Source organism: Thermococcus sp. GR5 (genome assembly GCF_012027535.1).
Lineage (GTDB): Archaea > Methanobacteriota_B > Thermococci > Thermococcales > Thermococcaceae > Thermococcus > Thermococcus onnurineus.
On the sequence record NZ_SNUN01000004.1, the window covers coordinates 15,895 to 31,160 of the forward strand.

The window sequence follows — 15,266 nt, forward strand, 5'->3', positions numbered from 1 at the left end:
CGTAAAATTCATAGGGTGGAGTAAGGAGTGATGCGTCTTCGTGATCCCAGAGTGTGCCGTCCAAATCGAGAACGAGCAGGCTTCACTGCCATCACCGAAGTTAGAATCCACAGGCAAGTTTTAACAATTGCGATTGAAGTGCACAGAAGCGCGAGAGGTTAAGGGCTTTGAGGACCGTGCATAGGTGGATTGACCTATCAAATGCCCAGCCCCCCTTTCAGAGGCAGAAACCTCGGGCTGTTGGGAGCGGCAGGCTGAACGGGTCGGTTTCCCTTCCCGCTTACACCCCCGCCCCATCAAACGGGTCTTCTTCCCGAGCCCTCGTCCCAGGCAAAGGACCGGTCGCCCGACCCCCTGCGCCCGGGAGTGGCCGCCTATTTTCGGGGACCGCTTCGGCCTTAGATGCTTTCAGGCCTTATCGGACGCGGCGTAGCTGCCCGGCTATGCCCTGTAGGACAACCGGTAGACCAGAGGCCGCGGCTCCCTGTTCCTCTCGTACTGGGGGAGCCTTCCCCTCAGGCGGCCAACACCTCCGGTAGATAGCATCCGACCTGTCTCACGACGGTCTAAACCCAGCTCACGTTCCCCTTTAATGGGTGAACACCCCCACCCTTGGCCCCTGCTGCAGGGCCAGGATGGGAAGAGCCGACAGCGAGGTAGCAAGCCTCGGGGTCGATATGGGCTCTCGCCCGAGACGACTCTGTTATCCCCAGGGTAGCTTTTCTGTCATCCCTGGCCCCCACCGGGGAGGCACAGGGGTTCGCTAGGCCACGCTTTCGCGGCTGGACCCGCCTCTGTTACGGGTCCAGTCAGGCCGGCTTTTGCCCTTGCACTCTACGGCGGATTCCTGACCCGCCTGAGCCGACCTTAGGGCACCCTCGATACCTTTTCGAGGGTGTGCCGCCCCAGCCAAACTGCCCACCTACCGCTGTCCCCCCATCGGGGGTTAGCTGTACGGCAGAGGGTGGGCGGTGTCTCATGGACGGCTCCACCCGCCCCGGAGGACGGGCTTCGACGCCTCCCGCCTACGCTGCGCACCCCCCGCCGTACAGCAACGGCAGGCTGCAGTAAAGCTCCATGGGGTCTTCGCTTCCCACCGGAGGTCCCAGGCATATGCGCCTGGCAGTGGTTTCGCCGGGCCCCAGCCGGGGACAGTGGGGACCTCGTTACGCCATTCATGCAGGTCGGCATTTAACCGACAAGGAATTTCGCTACCTTAAGAGGGTTATAGTTACCCCCGCCGTTTACCGGTGCTTCACCCGGTTGTACCCGGGCTTCACATACCGGCACTGGGCAGGCGTCGGCCCCAGTACAAACCCTTTCGGGCTAGCTGGGACCTGTGTTTTTACTAAACAGTCGGGCCCCCCTAGTCACTGCGACCTGCGGGTTACGCACCCGCAGGCACCCCTTCTCCCGAAGTTACGGGGCCAATTTGCCGAGTTCCCTCGGCTGGGTTTCCCCCGACACGCCTTAGGCTTCTCACCCAGGGGCACCGGTGTCGGTTCTCGGTACGGTCGCGGTGGATCGTTCCCAAGGGGCTTTTCACGGGCCCCAGGGATCGGCGGAACCCCCCTTACGGGAGGCCATTCGCGCTTTCACCCGGTTCTCGCCATTACGGCACTCCCCGGGCTTATACGCTTAGCCGGCCTTGTGGACCGGTCCGCCTACCCCGAGGCGTCACCCCTCGGGCTTGCGTTGCCGCACCTACCACCGCGGTACGGGAATATAAACCCGTTTCCCTTTCGCCAGCGCCGAGTTACGGGCTGGCTTAGGACCGACTAACCCACGGCTGACGAACATTGCCGTGGAACCCTGGCCCCTACGGCGGCCGGGATTCTCACCCGGCTATGCTGCTACTCCCGGCAGGATCCGCAATACCGACGGGTCCACTGGACCTTACGGCCCAGCTTCCGCCCCATCGGCACGCCCGCCTACCCGATCACGGACCAATCGGTCCGTGCGCCGGGGTCTCGGCAGCCGGCTTAAGCCCCGTCCATTTTCGGGGCCCCTGACCTCGACGGGTGAGCTGTTACGCACTCTTTAAAGGATGGCTGCTTCTAAGCCTACCTCCCCGCTGTCTAAGGCCAGGGACACCCTTTGGAGTAACACTTAGCCGGCATTTAGGGGCCTTAACCCCGGTCTGGGTTGTTCCCCTCTCGGGTGACGGCTTACACCGCCCCCCTACTCCGGCCATCTACGGCGGTGGTGGGTTCGGAGTTTGACAGGGAGCCGGGGGATTTCTCCCCCTAAACCCCCAATCAGTGCTCTACCCCACCACCTACCTCCGGCCGGGCTATCCTGAGGGATAATTCGGCGGGAACCAGCTATCGCCGGCCTCGATTGGCCTTTCACCCCTAGCCCGAGGTCACGGGAGCGAATTGCACGTCAGCATCCCTAGCGGGCCTCCATCCCTCTGTTGAGGGACTTCACCCTGCCCCGGGCTAGATCGACCGGCTTCGGGTCTCACGGCCGTGACTCCGGGCGCTTTCACACCCCGTCCCTCGGCGAAGCGCCTGCGGACCTGTCGGTTTCCCTGTGGCTTCGGGGCTTAACCCCCTTAACCTCGCCACGGCCGTGAACTCCCTGCCCCGTGATCCAAGACGGACGGTGCAACCCCGGTCCCCTCCCCTCGTACTCCACGGTCGCCCGTGTTTCCTTCGGGGAGGCTCAACCCTTTCGGGCCGCACCCACCTATCGCCGCCTGGTTTCAGGCTCTTTTCACCCCCTGCCAGGGGTGCTTTTCAGCTTTCCCTCACGGTACTAGTTCGCTATCGGTCTCGGGACGTATTTAGGGTTGGGAGCCGATGCCTCCCAGCTTCCCGCCGGATATCCGACCGACGGTACTCAGGAACCCTGCAGGAGCCTGAGGGCTTACGCCTACGGGGCTTTCACCCTCTACGGCGCCGCGTTCCAGCGGACTTCGGCTTCACCCTCGAGGCTCCGACGCAGGGCCCTACAACACCACATCCCCTCCGGGTTTCCCCGAAGGGTTCAGTTTGCCCTGTGCCGCTTTCGGTCGCCCCTACTCACGGCATCGCTTTTGCTTTCTTTTCCTGCGGGTACTAAGATGTTTCAATTCCCCGCGTTCCCCCTCCCGACTGGGAGTGCGGCAAATGCCGCAGGAGGTCCCATTCGGGAATCCCCGGTTCGACGGCTGCCTGCGCCTCGCCGGGGCTTATCGCAGCTTGCCACGCCCTTCGTCGGCGCCCCGAGCCGAGCCATCCACCAGGCGGCTTAGGTTTTCTGCCCCCTACTCAGGGGGCTGGGCATTTTTTGGGTCAATCCACCTATGCACGGTCCTCATCGTGACCCCTGTTCGGGGCCTAGGACCCTTCCACCCCGAGCCGTGCTCGGGATGTGCACCTCTTCGTGGTGGACCGGCCGGGATTCGAACCCGGGGCCTTCGGCTTGCAAAGCCGACGCTCTCCCAGGCTGAGCTACCGGCCCACGGATGGCAGGCCCGGCACCCCTTAAACCCCCCGGACGGATTTCCGGCGATAGGAGGTGATCGAGCCGTAGGTTCCCCTACGGCTACCTTGTTACGACTTCTCCCCCCTCACGGAGCCCAGGCTCGACCCGACCTCCCCGAAGGGAGATCAGGCCTCACCCGGACCCCGCTCGGGTGGAGTGACGGGCGGTGTGTGCAAGGAGCAGGGACGTATTCGCCGCGCGATGATGACACGCGGGTACTAGGGATTCCAGCTTCACGCGGGCGAGTTGCAGCCCGCGATCCGAACTGGGGGCGGGTTTAGGGGATTCCCTTCCCCTTTCGGGGTCGGATCCCATTGTCCCGCCCATTGTAGCGCGCGTGTAGCCCGGGGGTTTCGGGGCATACTGACCTACCGTCGCCCGCTCCTTCCTCCGGCTTATCGCCGGCGGTCCCCCCAGAGTGCCTCCTCCCCAACGGGGAGGACTGGCAACTGGGGGCGCGGGTCTCGCTCGTTACCACACTTAAGTGGACGCCTCACGGTACGAGCTGACGGCGGCCATGCACCTCCTCTCGGCGTGTCCGGCAAGACCTTCAGCCTGGCCTTCATCCTGCCGTCGCCCCCGGTGAGGTTCCCGGCGTTGAATCCAATTAAACCGCACGCTCCACCCCTTGTAGTGCTCCCCCGCCAATTCCTTTAAGTTTCAGCCTTGCGGCCGTACTCCCCAGGCGGCGGGCTTAACGGCTTCCCTTCGGCACCGGGCGAGCTCGAAGCTCGCCCGACACCTAGCCCGCATCCTTTACAGCCAGGACTACCCGGGTATCTAATCCGGTTCGCTCCCCTGGCCTTCGTCCCTCACCGTCGGACCCGTTCCAGCCGGGCGCCTTCGCCACTGGCGGTCCCCCTGGGATTATAGGATTTCACCCCTACCCCAGGGGTACCCCCGGCCTCTCCCGGTCCCAAGGCCCGCAGTATCCCCAGCAAGCCCCACGGTTGAGCCGTGAGATTTCGCCAGGGACTTACGGGCCCGGCTACGGACGCTTTAGGCCCAATAATAGCGGCCACCACTCGGGCCGCCGGTATTACCGCGGCGGCTGCCACCGGCCTTGCCCAGCCCTTATTCCCGGAGCTTTTTACACTCCGGAAAAGCCGTGGCGATGCCACGGCACTGGGGGTCCCCCCGTCGCGGTTTCCCGCATTGCGGAGGTTTCGCGCCTGCTGCGCCCCGTAGGGCCTGGACCCGTGTCTCAGTGTCCATCTCCGGGCTCCCACTCTCATGGCCCGTACCGATCTTCGGCTTGGTGGGCCGTTACCCCACCAACTACCTAATCGGCCGCCGGCCCATCCTCGGGCGGGCAGAAGCCCCTTTCGGCCTGAGGACCTTCCAGTACCTCAGGCCTATGGGGGATTAGCCCCAGTTTCCCGGGGTTATCCCCCTCCCGAGGGTAGGTTACCGACGTGTTACTGAGCCGTCCGCCGGTGCGCGCAAGGCGCCCCATGACTCGCATGGCTTAGTCGGACCCCCATAGCAGTGGCCTCCGGCAGGATCAACCGGAATTGAGCAAGGAGTACGGCCGGTGGGACTTCCCATGGCGGGAAGTACCAAATTCCGTCCGGGGTTTAGTCGGGGTACCGGGCCTGCCTTACCCCCGAGGGGTCCGCCTTTCGGCGTTTCCTCGGGAGCGCACATTGCTGTGCCCATGGCTGGAGGGCGGGGTTCATCTTGGGCGCTTTGCGCCCTTTCCCCCCGACGCCGCCGTCTTGGCGCCTGGGCTTCGTCGCGCCCTGTTCGGGCGCTCCACCCAATAGGGGGGAACCCCAGCAGTGAAAAATTTTTGCAAAACCTCTCTTGGACCATCTCCTTAAAAAAGAAATTATCAAAAAACGCCTTAAAAATACGGATTCTTAAACACAAAAGAAGCAAAAATTTTGCAAGATCAGAAGTAATGAAAAAACATAGCCATGAACACGAGAACAGAGGCAGTGACTCCTATAGTGAGGGATTCATCGTCATTTAGCTCAAGGCTATCACCTACCATTCTCGCAACACATCCTCCAAGGGAGATCATCGGAAGAGATGCCACAAATGGCAGTAAATGGCCGTCCATGTGAAACAGCAGGGCTAAAGAAGCAATCATGCGGACGTGGCAAAGAGCGTCATGAATGTGAAGACCAATGTGCAGCCCACTACTTTGGGACGCATTCACACATCCCCACAACCTGGACGGCATAGAACAGAACGACCGAAATAAGGCCAACGGTAGCGGTCACTCGTCTCGCGAGTTCACCATCAGGCTCAACACAGAGGACGAGACGCTTGGTGAGTGAGAGCACTAGTAACAGAGCAACACCACCGAGAGACCATCGCCCCAGGAAGACGACACATCGGCAAGGTTCAGAACTAGAAACGAGCTCAGGAGGAGCAAACCTATCCGAAAAATGATAGGAAAAAACTCAATGCAACCAAGCGTTTCCTGCGTTCTACATCCATAGAGCACCCCATCACAGATTCAGTATATCCGGCACTATGCTTATCCTCGAAACCGGCGTCGGTATTGTGTTGGTTACGGCGAGCTCATCCACGGCTTTACTAACTCTCTCTATTGCACCCTCAGCGAAGACGCCGTGCGTTGCCGCCACGAATATTTTCTCAGCACCCATCTCTCTGAGCAGGTTCGCGGCTCTAACCATCGTGCCGCCCGTGCTTATGATGTCGTCCACTATAAGCACGTTTTTGCCTTTCACGTCGATATCAACTGGCCACATCTGAACCTCAGTTGGGGAAATCCTCCTCTTCTCGAAGTGGCTGTACTCCAGCCCGAGCTTCTCGGCAACCACTCTAGCCCTCTCCCGGGCACCCTTGTCCGGGGCAAGGATTATACCATCGCCGAGTTTCTCGCCGAAGTACTCAGCTATCGCCCTTGCCGGCGAGAGGTTCACCGCCTTACCTAGGAAGAACCTGAGAGTTTCGGGATTGTGCAGATCAAAGACGTAAAGCTCGTCGTAGTAGAGGCCAAGCGCTCTCATGATAGCCCTAACGCTTACCGGTTCGCCCTCCTTTGTAACCCTGTCCTGCCTGGAATAGGCCAGGTATGGGACAATGGCACTGAGGTTCTCAAAGCCCCTCTCGCGGAGGGCGTCGCCTATGAGGAGCAGCTCGATGAGGTTCTCATCCTGCGGCTTAAATGTCGACTGAACCACAAAGGCCTCATCGCCCGAGCCAAGAACGCGAACATACTTCTCCCCATCCGGGAACTTCTTAATCTCGACGTCGAGAACCTCACCGCCGAGCTTCCTTATCTCGTCCTCCAGGTGCCTCGCACCGCTTCCGACCACTATCATGAGCATCACCCCATAACCGCGGATCTTGCCACTTCCATGTTTAACCCAGGCCTTATAAACCCACCGTTATGCCAGGAGAACGGCAATCAGACCGGCCAGAAAGATACCGTCGAAGGTTCCGGCCCCACCTATGCTCACCATCGGTGCGCCGAGGTTCTTGATTTTGCGCCAGTTCATCAAATCTGCCCCTATGAGAACTCCCATCGTTCCGCTCACGTAGGCCACCAGCGGAGGGTTTCCGTCACCAAGAAGAAGGGCTAGGATCAGAGCCATCAAAGGAGGCAAAAATAGCGGCATTGCTATTCCTAGACCCTTAACCGGCTTCGCTATGGCATGGCTAAAGAGGGCCGCTATCGCAACCGCGAGGAGCGTGTTGAAGAGTAGCCCGAATTGCCCGAGATAGACGAGCCTGAGAAGCTCGTAGATGACGATACTGAGGGGAACCAAAGCGCCGCCAACGTTTATGGCTATTATGACCTTTCTCTCTTCCCAATCAAAATAGGGGACTGGATAGGGGATTCCAAAGAACCGAACCTCCCCCACCCGTATGACCGGCTCGTAGGAGGTTTCCTCAGCTATGGGGATGTTGATGAAGCTGCCGAGCAATGCGAAAAGGAAAAGCGCATAGGCGACCTGCGGAGGGATTCCAAGCTTCGCAAAGGCCGCCATAACTATGCTCGAGAACAGGAGAAAAACGAGGAGAAAGAGGATGAAGATGACTACAAGGACTGGCAGTGAGACCGGCGGAATTATGAGGCGCCTATTGTTCATCCTTCATCACCACGTTCGCCCACACCTGGACTCCCTTGGCAATGTTCACCTTCGCAGGTTTTTCGAACTTCTCCGCGTTGCGGAGAACCCACGCATAGAGGGGCCTTCCATTCGAATAGGCCCTGAGGAACTCGAGATCAGCGAGGTGTTTGTCCCTGTGCTCAGCAAGCTCTTCGGGCGTGAATGGTCCAAGAACCTCGACCAGTTCAGCCTTTCCCAGAGCCTTCCCTCCATTCAGAATCAGGATCTCACCTCTCACCCTCGTGCGGGACTTCCTTATTTCCCAGACCTTTTTACCCTCAACGATGAGCGTCGCGAAGGGCTCTCTCACTATTAGACCCTTCTTTCGGGTTTCAACTTCCACCGCCATCAAAGAGATAATGCACTCCCGACTTATAAAACCAACGTCGGAAAGGAGCAAACAAAAAACTTTAAGTCCACCTCACCGAACCCATGAAAGGAGGTACTACCTATGAGGATTATCTGGTATGGACACGCGTGCTTCTGGGTCGAGACAAAGGGTGTGAGACTGCTCATCGACCCGTATCCCGAGGTTGACGACGACAGAATAGGCGAAGTCGACTACATCCTGATAACCCACGAGCACAGCGACCACTACGGCAAGGTCGAGCTCCTCTCGAGGTTGCGCGATGCAACTGTTATCGGACCGAAGCCAGTATATCTCATGGCTATCAGCGACGGGGTAACAAAAGTCAGGGAAATCGAGGAGGATCAGACCATAGAGCTCGAGAACGGCGTCAAGGTTACCGCAATATACGTTGAGCATCCCTCCAGCCAGTACCCGGTTGGATACCTAATAGAAGGGGACAAAACGTTGTTTCACACGGGGGACACATATTCGACGCCGACCATTCAGAGACTCCGCGGAAAGGTCGACGTTCTGCTGGTGCCCATAAGCGGCCGCTCGACGGCGAACGAACGCGAAGCAGCTCAGATAATCGAGGACATAAGGCCGAGAATGGTCATCCCGATGCACTATGGAGTCTACGGAGGGGGAAGCGTCGAGAAGCTCCTGGAGGAACTCAAGAAGAGGCGCATCTGGACCTTGGTGAAGCCCCTCAAGCTCTACGAGGAGCTCTCGCTTTAGCGGTGGAGGTAATGCTGAGCACGGGAATCAAATCACTGGATGAACTTCTCGGAGGGGGCATAGCCCCCGAGGTTCTGACCCAAGTTTATGGGAGTTTCGCCACCGGAAAGACCACCCTTGCCGTTCAGATTGGCCTCCTGAGCGGCGGGAAGGTTGCATACGTCGATACAGAGGGCGGCTTTTCTCCCGAGAGGCTCGCCCAGATGGCTGAATCCAGGGGCCTCGACCCTGAGGAAGCCCTCCAGAGATTCATTCTTTTCACTCCAGCAGATTTCAAGGAACAGAGAAGGACAATAGGAAGCCTGAAGAAGATCGTCGATAAGAGTTTCTCCCTCATCGTCGTGGATTCCATAACGGCTCACTACAGGGTTGAAGAGCAGAGGAAGAACCTCACCGCTGAACTCGGGAAGCAGTTGCAGGTTCTCCTGTGGCTCGCAAGGAAGCTCGGTATCCCAGTAATCGTGATAAATCAGGTGCACTTCGACAGCCGCGCCGAGAGAATGAAGCCAGTTGCCGAGCACACCCTCGGATACCGCTGCAAGGACATTCTGAGGTTGGATAAGCTGAACACACCTGGATTGCGCGTGGCCCTTCTGGAGAGGCACAGGTTCAGGCCAGAGGGCGGCATGGTGTACTTCAGGATAACCGAGAAGGGCATAGAGGACGCGCTCGGAGGAGAGAAATAGTCGAACAAATATTGCTGGCCAAGTATATTACTGATTGGTAATATCTCACAGGAAGAAAAGGAGGAAGTGTGTTCAGCCCACTAGGATTTTCTCAAGCTCCCTAACAAGCTCTATCGTCCTTTTCAGTATCTCAACGACCTTGTAAATGTGCTCAAGCTCCTCCAAGCTGAGCTTCCTTCCCTTCCTGCCCTTGAGGTACTTCTCTATCACGCGATAGCCGCCGATAGTGTACTCCCAGACCTCAGGCGGGATTCCGCAGAGCTTGGTGGTCTTGTTTATGGCCACGCAGTTCTTACCGTCGTACTTGACCTTCTCAACGGTTAGGTCGTCCCCTACGAGCTTCGGCTCGATTGGGAAGTCCACCTTCATTAGGTGGAGCTTGACCAGCTCCTCGCCGATGTCCCTGTACTTCTTGAAGGTCTCCCTGTCGTAGAGCGGTATCCTCGGGAAGTCAAACTTCAGGAACTCGGCGTAGCGCCTGCGATACTTGGGGTCGTGTAAAACCGCGTAGGCGTAGTAGAGGAAGTCCTCCGGCGTTATCTCCCCGTAGCGCTTCCTGAGCTCTTCAAGGAACTCGGGCTTGATGTTGGGCCTTTTAGTCTTGCTGTCGTCGGAGTAGAGATAGAGAGGAAAGAGATAGGTCCGGTTCACATTTTGAGCTGCAAAAATCCTATTAACAGTTATTGTTGTGACGACAAAAGCTGCATCAAATTCGTTAAGAACCTGCCTCGATGTTGCAAGTGCCATATTACCATGTGTAAGGTGTCTCATAGTGTCATGCTGGGCTCTTCTTAAGATCTGAGGCTCATAGTATACCCATCTCATATCAAAAGGCCGGTAACTCAATTTTCTGAACTTTGAATAATCCAACGGTGCTCCTACTATCCTTCTCCTTTTCTCTCTAAAGCTCCATCCTGAAGTCGAAGATATACCATACCTTTCTGCTAACTTAGAATCTGGAATGTTTGGATCTAGAATATCACTGATAACAGGTACTAGCTCATCTTCTGAAAACGCAATTAGGACATTATCCTTTCCAGTCTCGACTCCAGTGCTATAAACTTCAAAAATCTCGTCCAGCTTCGGGAACTTGCTGTACTCTTCCTCAAGGCTGAGGTCTTTTGGTACAAAGAAGTAGTATGGCTCTTTGGGCTTGAGTTCCTTCCACTCAACCGTTTTCCAGCTCTCGCTCCTCAGGAAATTATACTTCTCTTCCCTCGTCGTCTTTCCGCTATCGTGGACTATTGAGTAGTGATAGACTTTACATTCCTCGGCTTTGTGCTTCCCCTCCTTCAGCTTCACGAAGAGCGCTATGGCAACACCTTGCTGTATGTCAAAGACGTTCTCGTCGCTTTCGCCCTTCCTCGCGTTCCCGTGGAGGTTGAGAATGTAGATTTCATCGAAGCTCTCCATGAGGCTCTGCCTCATCCTCCTGTGGACGAGGCCGTCAAGGTACGAGTTGTTCGTGATGAAGCCGACTATTCCTTTACCGTTCTGGTCTATCTTCCACTGGGCGAAGCGGATAAACTTAACGTAATCGTCCTGTAGGGCGTTTCTGGATTTCTCCTTCTCAACCCCCAAGCCTTTCATGTAGTCTTTTAGGAGAGTCTGAATGTAAGTCTCATCTTTTCTTGTTTCATAAGGCGGGTTACCGATGACCACGAATATCTTTGCCTCCTTCTTCACCCTGTCGGCTTCCTCGCTCTCCTTGTCCAAAGCCCTCTCGAATAGACCAGCCTGTCCCCTCTCCCGCATCAAGTCAAGGGCGTTGGTGAGGTAAATCCTGAACCTCTCATCGTCCCTCAGAGTTATCCCCCACTGGTTGAGCACCATCGAGAGCTTGAGATGGGCGACAAGGTATGGAGAGATTAGGATTTCAAAGCCGTAGATGTTGTTCAACAGGCGTTCCTTGAGGTAGAGCTGGAAGAGGGTCCCCTTGATGTTTTTGTGTATCCTGTCGAGGACGCCACCCAGGAACGTTCCAGTTCCGGTGGCGGGGTCGAGTATAGTAACGCCCTCATCGTGGAGCCTCTTCCCAAACCTCTCGCGGAGTATCTCGTCCACCGAGTTGATTATGAACTCAACGACGGGAATAGGAGTGTAATAGACCCCCTTCGACTTCCTGAGCATGGGATTATACTCGGCTAAAAACGTCTCGTAGAAGTGAAGGAACGGGTCGAACTCGCCGTTTCCGAAGTGGAAGCGTCTCTTAAGCTCCTCAACGTCCACGTTGTTGAGTATCGCGATGAGCTCCTCCACTATCCATTCGAGGTAGTCGGGCAGGTCGGAAGCTACGTACTTGAATATCCCATGGACGACGCGGAGGGACTTGGGAACACCCCTAAATGCCACATTCTCCCTCGTGAGCCTGCCTTTTATCGTGAACCTCGCCATGAAGAGACCGTAAACTACCGTTTGAGCGTAGGCATCGGCGAAACTCACTCGGCTTCATTCCACTCATCAGGTGTTCTTTAAATGCCCTGTGCAGGTACTGGAGCTGTTCATCCTCCTTGAGGTTTTCCAGAACCACATCCTTTAGGATTTTTGCCCTCTTGGCAAGCACATGCGCAAGTGTTTCGGGGTCTTTGATTTTGGGAACGGTAAAGCTAAGAAATCCGTCGATGAGCCTCTGGAACCTCTCGACGTTCGATTCGATTAAATTGAAGTCCTCATCTAGAAGGGAAACCTCCTCTACCTTCTCACCTTTCTGATAGAGTATGAAGTCGCGGTAATTGGTTAGGATAAAGTTGTCGAGCCTCTCAGAATAGCGTTTGATCTGGCTTTTATCTCTCTTTGGAAGTCTGTGGAGGTCAAGTCAGGGGCTTTCGTCTCTATTTATCCGATTATTCCAGAATCCGTGAATATCTTGAAGTCTGGGGCACCAAAGGTTTCCCTACCCGGCTCGTGGATTATTTTGACGTTGTACTCCCTCGGGAACAGACCGCGCAAGAACTCGTGAAAAGCGGTACGGTAAGAATACTCAGTAGTCGCGCCCGCCCCATGAACCTTTTTGAGGGCCCTGGAATAACCCCTCAGAACACCCGGCTTCATTTTATCACCAGAGATAGAAAGTGCTCATTGCTTAAAGGCTTTCCCAGAAAACTTTTTATCACCAGATTCCAACTATATTTGGTGAGACTATGGGACTTACAAAGGTAACTAGGAACTATCAAATTACTATACCAAGCGATGTTAGGAAGAAGCTGGGGATTAGGGTAGGGGACGTTCTAGTGGTCGAGGTTAAAGACGGAAAGGTAGTGCTCAAAAAAAGCGAACTTGAGCTTCCCCTCCTTCCGGGAGGAAAAGGGTTGAAGGTGGAGGACATCGAAGAGGCCATAAGAAGAGGTCAGGGTGAAGAGGAGTGACGGTAATAGACACCAATGTCTTTATCTATGCCGTTCTGAAAGACTCGCAATTCAATGAAGAGGCAAGAAACCTCTTGGCATCCTTTGAGAGGTGGACGGTTCCAAGCATCGTCCTCTACGAACTGTACTGGTTCTTTCGGGAGGAGGGATACGAAAGGAGCGACATAGAAAAAGTTGTACTAGCCATCCTAAACAGCCCCCGGACTAAGGTGATAGGAGACAGTGGAAAGTACACCAACCGTGCCCTTCAACTCACCAAAAATCCAAAACGTTTCAACGACATGATTATACTGGCAACTGCTGAGGAGTTTGGGAAACTTGCAACCTACGATAAAAAGCTGAGAAAAGATGCAGAAAGGCTGGGCATCGAGGTGATGCCCTGACTCAAACCCTCTCAAACACTTCCTGGGTTATCCTGAGCACGGCTTTGTAGAGCTTCTCTGTGATGATGCCCTCTTCGTAGTGCTCGGTGAGCTTGTCCTTGTCGATTATCTCCTTCTTGCCGTCCGGCCACTTGACGATGTCGACCTCAAGGTCAACGTAGCGCGCCCTGTCAGGGTAAATCTCGACGGGAGTGTTGATGTTGTAGTACTCGCCCTTCAGGTTGCCGTCTCTGTCGTAATACCTGTGGACGAACCACCATTTACCTGCCTCTATCTCAGTAATCACATAGTCGCCGAACTCTATCGGAATGTCAAGGCCGTCGTAGAACTTGCCGGGCTTGAGGTGGCGCTTTATGGTAACCTTGAGCGGGTTCATGGAGACCTCAACTATCTCGCCCGGCCCTATCTTTATCCTCTGGCCGTCGGGCTTGTAGTGCTCCAGGCTGAAAAGCCAGCCCTTCTTCGGCCCCCTGTTACTAATCAAAGCCTCCCAGAAGCCCTGCCTCACCTTTCCCCTCTGGCCCGGAACCTTGGCGAGGATTCCCTCGGCTATTTCAACCGCAAAACTGAGCTCTGGGTCATAGGCTTTCAGCTGGTGGTGACCCTCAACGGTGGGAACAACCTTGTTTCTTATCTCGTCGAGCTTCTTCTTTGCCCCTCCACCGAACTCGACCTCGTAGATGTTCCTGCCCTCAATTATGACGGATGGAGCCGTGTAGGAGTCCGCCTTCTTGAGCTTGTCGGCGAGCTTGGAAAGCTTTATTATCTCATCCCTGAGGGTGTTCCAGTCCTTATAGGCTGCGGCAGTCCTCCAGAGTATTCCCCACTCCCCGAGGTCTATGCTGAGTCCGAGGATCCTAAGCCTCTCCCTCTCGCTCTGGTCGCGTATCTTTCTGGATATCTTCACGTGCCTCTGCGCCCCTATCGGCTTTGGAATGAGCACCGCGTAGTCACCGGGAATGGTCAAAGTAACGCTCAGATGCGGCAGGAGGTTGTGCTTCTTGACCTGGACGAGGACTTCGTCGCCTTCCATAGCGTTTGGAAGCTCGTCGGCAACGACTGTGCCTATGGCACTGCCTATGTCGATGTAAACGTAACGCTCGTCTCTCTTGACGATCATTCCCTTGTATATCCCATAGAGCTGGTAGGGAAGCTTTCTAAAGAAAACATCTATCAGCTCGTCCTCAAGGACCTTCCTAACCTCCTCAACCCTCGTCCCAACGAGAACGACACCGTGATGGTTCTTCTTGTCGTAAACATCAACGTCAAACTCGTCGTAGGTCTTTTCGAGGTTGAAGCGCTCGACGATCTTCTGGCTCGGCTGGGAGATGCCAAAGCCCCTGTCAAGGAAGAGCTTCGTGAGGGCCGTGCTGTAGATGCCCCTAACCCGAACTGAAACTCCTGTGTCTGTAGACACTTTCACCACCCCTCATTTTCTTTTCCACCACTCCTATGAGCGTCAGACCTTCGAGTATCTCGCCGGCTCTCCCAACGCCGCTGAGCTTCTCCACGTTCCTCGCCTCGACCCACAACAGGCCCCTTGAATGCCAGTCCTTTAGGGCCTCCTCAACCTTGTGAACGTCGCCAGGGTGAGAGTAAAGCCTGAGCATGAAGGTTTTCACAACCTCAAGCTCAGCCTCAAGCTCTTCAATCTTCCGGAGCTTGTCCATTATACTCACGGGTACCTTTTTCTCCTTTTCGCCCTCGGCCAGAAGGGTGAGTCCCTCAACCTCAGTGGCAAGTTCTTGAATTGCCCTGCTCACAGCGTAATCGTAAACCCGGTGGAAATGAACAAGTCTGTCAAGAGCAGTGTTCAGCCGTAGCCGAGCGTCATAGTCGGTTGCTTTCGCCAGCAGAGACAGGATCTCCTCAAGGCGGAACTTCATCTGGTGCTCGTTCCTGTGGAGCTCCTTGGCAAGTTCCTCAGCTCTTCCACCAATCTGGGCCATCTCCCGGTAGAGAACAGAGGCTATCTCAAGCTTCTCTCTGGAGAGCATGTAAAGTCCCTTGATCCTTGCAAGAAGAGCCTCATAGTCCTTCTCCTCGTAGATGCCAGGAAACTGATGCTCAAATTGAGCGTGGAGCTCCTCGAGACGGGACAGCCTGGCCCTCAGTTCGTCAACGTTCATGCGAAAACCCCCTGAGGGTTATCTAGATTTCTCCCCCTACTTGTAGTTTTCGAT

Annotated in this window: 12 protein-coding genes, 1 tRNA gene and 2 rRNA genes; 5 read left to right on the forward strand and 10 right to left on the reverse strand. The window is 55.8% G+C overall.

The window, feature by feature from the left end; translation table 11 throughout:
- Positions 1 to 220 precede the first annotated feature (220 nt).
- The 3 genes from E3E33_RS04870 to E3E33_RS04880 all read right to left on the reverse strand — a co-directional run bounded on the left by E3E33_RS04870 (position 221) and on the right by E3E33_RS04880 (position 4,986).
- Positions 221 to 3,250, reverse strand: a 23S ribosomal RNA gene (locus tag E3E33_RS04870).
- Positions 3,251 to 3,370: 120 nt separating this feature from the next.
- Positions 3,371 to 3,447: transfer RNA gene (locus E3E33_RS04875), tRNA-Ala, on the reverse strand.
- A gap of 52 nt (positions 3,448 to 3,499) precedes the next feature.
- Positions 3,500 to 4,986: ribosomal RNA gene (locus tag E3E33_RS04880) — 16S ribosomal RNA — on the reverse strand.
- Together the 16S and 23S rRNA genes with 1 tRNA gene alongside form the textbook arrangement of a ribosomal RNA operon.
- A 617-nt stretch (positions 4,987 to 5,603) precedes the next feature.
- On the opposite strand from E3E33_RS04880, the gene E3E33_RS04885 reads away from it, so the two are divergent.
- Positions 5,604 to 5,756: a hypothetical protein gene (locus E3E33_RS04885; RefSeq protein ID WP_167710856.1), complete on the forward strand. Its 153-nt coding sequence runs from the start codon at positions 5,604 to 5,606 to the stop codon at positions 5,754 to 5,756.
- Between the two features lie 174 nt (positions 5,757 to 5,930).
- Here the strand turns inward: E3E33_RS04885 and E3E33_RS04890 are convergent, their stop codons facing one another.
- The 3 genes from E3E33_RS04890 to E3E33_RS04900 all read right to left on the reverse strand — a co-directional run bounded on the left by E3E33_RS04890 (position 5,931) and on the right by E3E33_RS04900 (position 7,911).
- The gene (locus tag E3E33_RS04890) at positions 5,931 to 6,770 is read right to left on the reverse strand and encodes a ribose-phosphate diphosphokinase (RefSeq protein WP_167710951.1); all 840 of its coding nucleotides are present in this window, start codon (positions 6,768 to 6,770) and stop codon (positions 5,931 to 5,933) included.
- Between the two features lie 66 nt (positions 6,771 to 6,836).
- Entirely contained in the window at positions 6,837 to 7,541 is a 705-nt protein-coding gene (locus E3E33_RS04895; RefSeq protein ID WP_012572366.1) for a DUF1614 domain-containing protein, read from the reverse strand.
- The gene (locus E3E33_RS04900; protein WP_048055095.1) at positions 7,531 to 7,911 is read right to left on the reverse strand and encodes an ASCH domain-containing protein; all 381 of its coding nucleotides are present in this window, start codon (positions 7,909 to 7,911) and stop codon (positions 7,531 to 7,533) included. Before E3E33_RS04900 ends, E3E33_RS04895 begins: the two co-directional genes overlap by 11 nt.
- A gap of 102 nt (positions 7,912 to 8,013) precedes the next feature.
- Between E3E33_RS04900 and E3E33_RS04905 the strand changes: the two genes are divergently transcribed.
- Together E3E33_RS04905 and radB are read left to right on the forward strand one after the other, a co-directional pair.
- Positions 8,014 to 8,649 carry an MBL fold metallo-hydrolase gene (locus tag E3E33_RS04905; RefSeq protein WP_012572368.1) on the forward strand — a complete coding sequence of 212 codons (636 nt, stop codon included), beginning with the start codon at positions 8,014 to 8,016 and terminating at the stop codon, positions 8,647 to 8,649.
- Positions 8,650 to 8,660: 11 nt separating this feature from the next.
- Positions 8,661 to 9,335, forward strand: coding sequence for a DNA repair and recombination protein RadB (radB, locus tag E3E33_RS04910; protein ID WP_167710857.1), 675 nt, complete (start codon positions 8,661 to 8,663; stop codon positions 9,333 to 9,335).
- Between the two features lie 72 nt (positions 9,336 to 9,407).
- Here radB and E3E33_RS04915 read toward each other — a convergent pair whose 3' ends face one another.
- The gene (locus tag E3E33_RS04915; RefSeq protein WP_206203342.1) at positions 9,408 to 11,777 is read right to left on the reverse strand and encodes a type ISP restriction/modification enzyme; all 2,370 of its coding nucleotides are present in this window, start codon (positions 11,775 to 11,777) and stop codon (positions 9,408 to 9,410) included.
- A 393-nt stretch (positions 11,778 to 12,170) separates the two neighbouring features.
- Positions 12,171 to 12,386 (reverse strand): hypothetical protein, encoded by a 216-nt coding sequence (locus E3E33_RS10860; protein ID WP_206203341.1) that lies wholly within the window; start codon positions 12,384 to 12,386, stop codon positions 12,171 to 12,173.
- An 89-nt stretch (positions 12,387 to 12,475) separates the two neighbouring features.
- Between E3E33_RS10860 and E3E33_RS04920 the strand changes: the two genes are divergently transcribed.
- Complete coding sequence (locus tag E3E33_RS04920) at positions 12,476 to 12,700, forward strand: AbrB/MazE/SpoVT family DNA-binding domain-containing protein (protein WP_167710858.1); 225 nt, start codon at positions 12,476 to 12,478, stop codon at positions 12,698 to 12,700.
- On the forward strand, positions 12,697 to 13,083 hold the full coding sequence (locus tag E3E33_RS04925) for a PIN domain-containing protein (RefSeq protein WP_167710859.1): 387 nt from the start codon (positions 12,697 to 12,699) through the stop codon (positions 13,081 to 13,083). The genes E3E33_RS04920 and E3E33_RS04925 overlap by 4 nt, the downstream gene beginning before the upstream one ends.
- Before the next feature lies 1 nt (position 13,084).
- On the opposite strand, the gene E3E33_RS04930 is transcribed toward E3E33_RS04925, so the two are convergent.
- Positions 13,085 to 14,500, reverse strand: coding sequence for a ribonuclease E/G (locus E3E33_RS04930; protein ID WP_012572370.1), 1,416 nt, complete (start codon positions 14,498 to 14,500; stop codon positions 13,085 to 13,087).
- Positions 14,466 to 15,212, reverse strand: a complete 747-nt coding sequence (locus E3E33_RS04935; protein WP_012572371.1) for a hypothetical protein — start codon at positions 15,210 to 15,212, stop codon at positions 14,466 to 14,468. The genes E3E33_RS04930 and E3E33_RS04935 overlap by 35 nt, the downstream gene beginning before the upstream one ends.
- Positions 15,213 to 15,266: the final 54 nt, after the last annotated feature.

Coding starts and splice junctions, on each gene's coding strand:
- E3E33_RS04900 (WP_048055095.1), bottom strand. CDS start 7,911: ATGGCGGTGGAAGTTGAAACCCGAAAGAAGGGTCTAATAGTGAGAGAG.
- radB (WP_167710857.1), top strand. CDS start 8,661: ATGCTGAGCACGGGAATCAAATCACTGGATGAACTTCTCGGAGGGGGC.
- E3E33_RS04895 (WP_012572366.1), bottom strand. CDS start 7,541: ATGAACAATAGGCGCCTCATAATTCCGCCGGTCTCACTGCCAGTCCTT.
- E3E33_RS04935 (WP_012572371.1), bottom strand. CDS start 15,212: ATGAACGTTGACGAACTGAGGGCCAGGCTGTCCCGTCTCGAGGAGCTC.
- E3E33_RS04905 (WP_012572368.1), top strand. CDS start 8,014: ATGAGGATTATCTGGTATGGACACGCGTGCTTCTGGGTCGAGACAAAG.
- E3E33_RS04920 (WP_167710858.1), top strand. CDS start 12,476: ATGGGACTTACAAAGGTAACTAGGAACTATCAAATTACTATACCAAGC.
- E3E33_RS04890 (WP_167710951.1), bottom strand. CDS start 6,770: ATGATAGTGGTCGGAAGCGGTGCGAGGCACCTGGAGGACGAGATAAGG.
- E3E33_RS04885 (WP_167710856.1), top strand. CDS start 5,604: ATGTGCAGCCCACTACTTTGGGACGCATTCACACATCCCCACAACCTG.
- E3E33_RS10860 (WP_206203341.1), bottom strand. CDS start 12,386: ATGAAGCCGGGTGTTCTGAGGGGTTATTCCAGGGCCCTCAAAAAGGTT.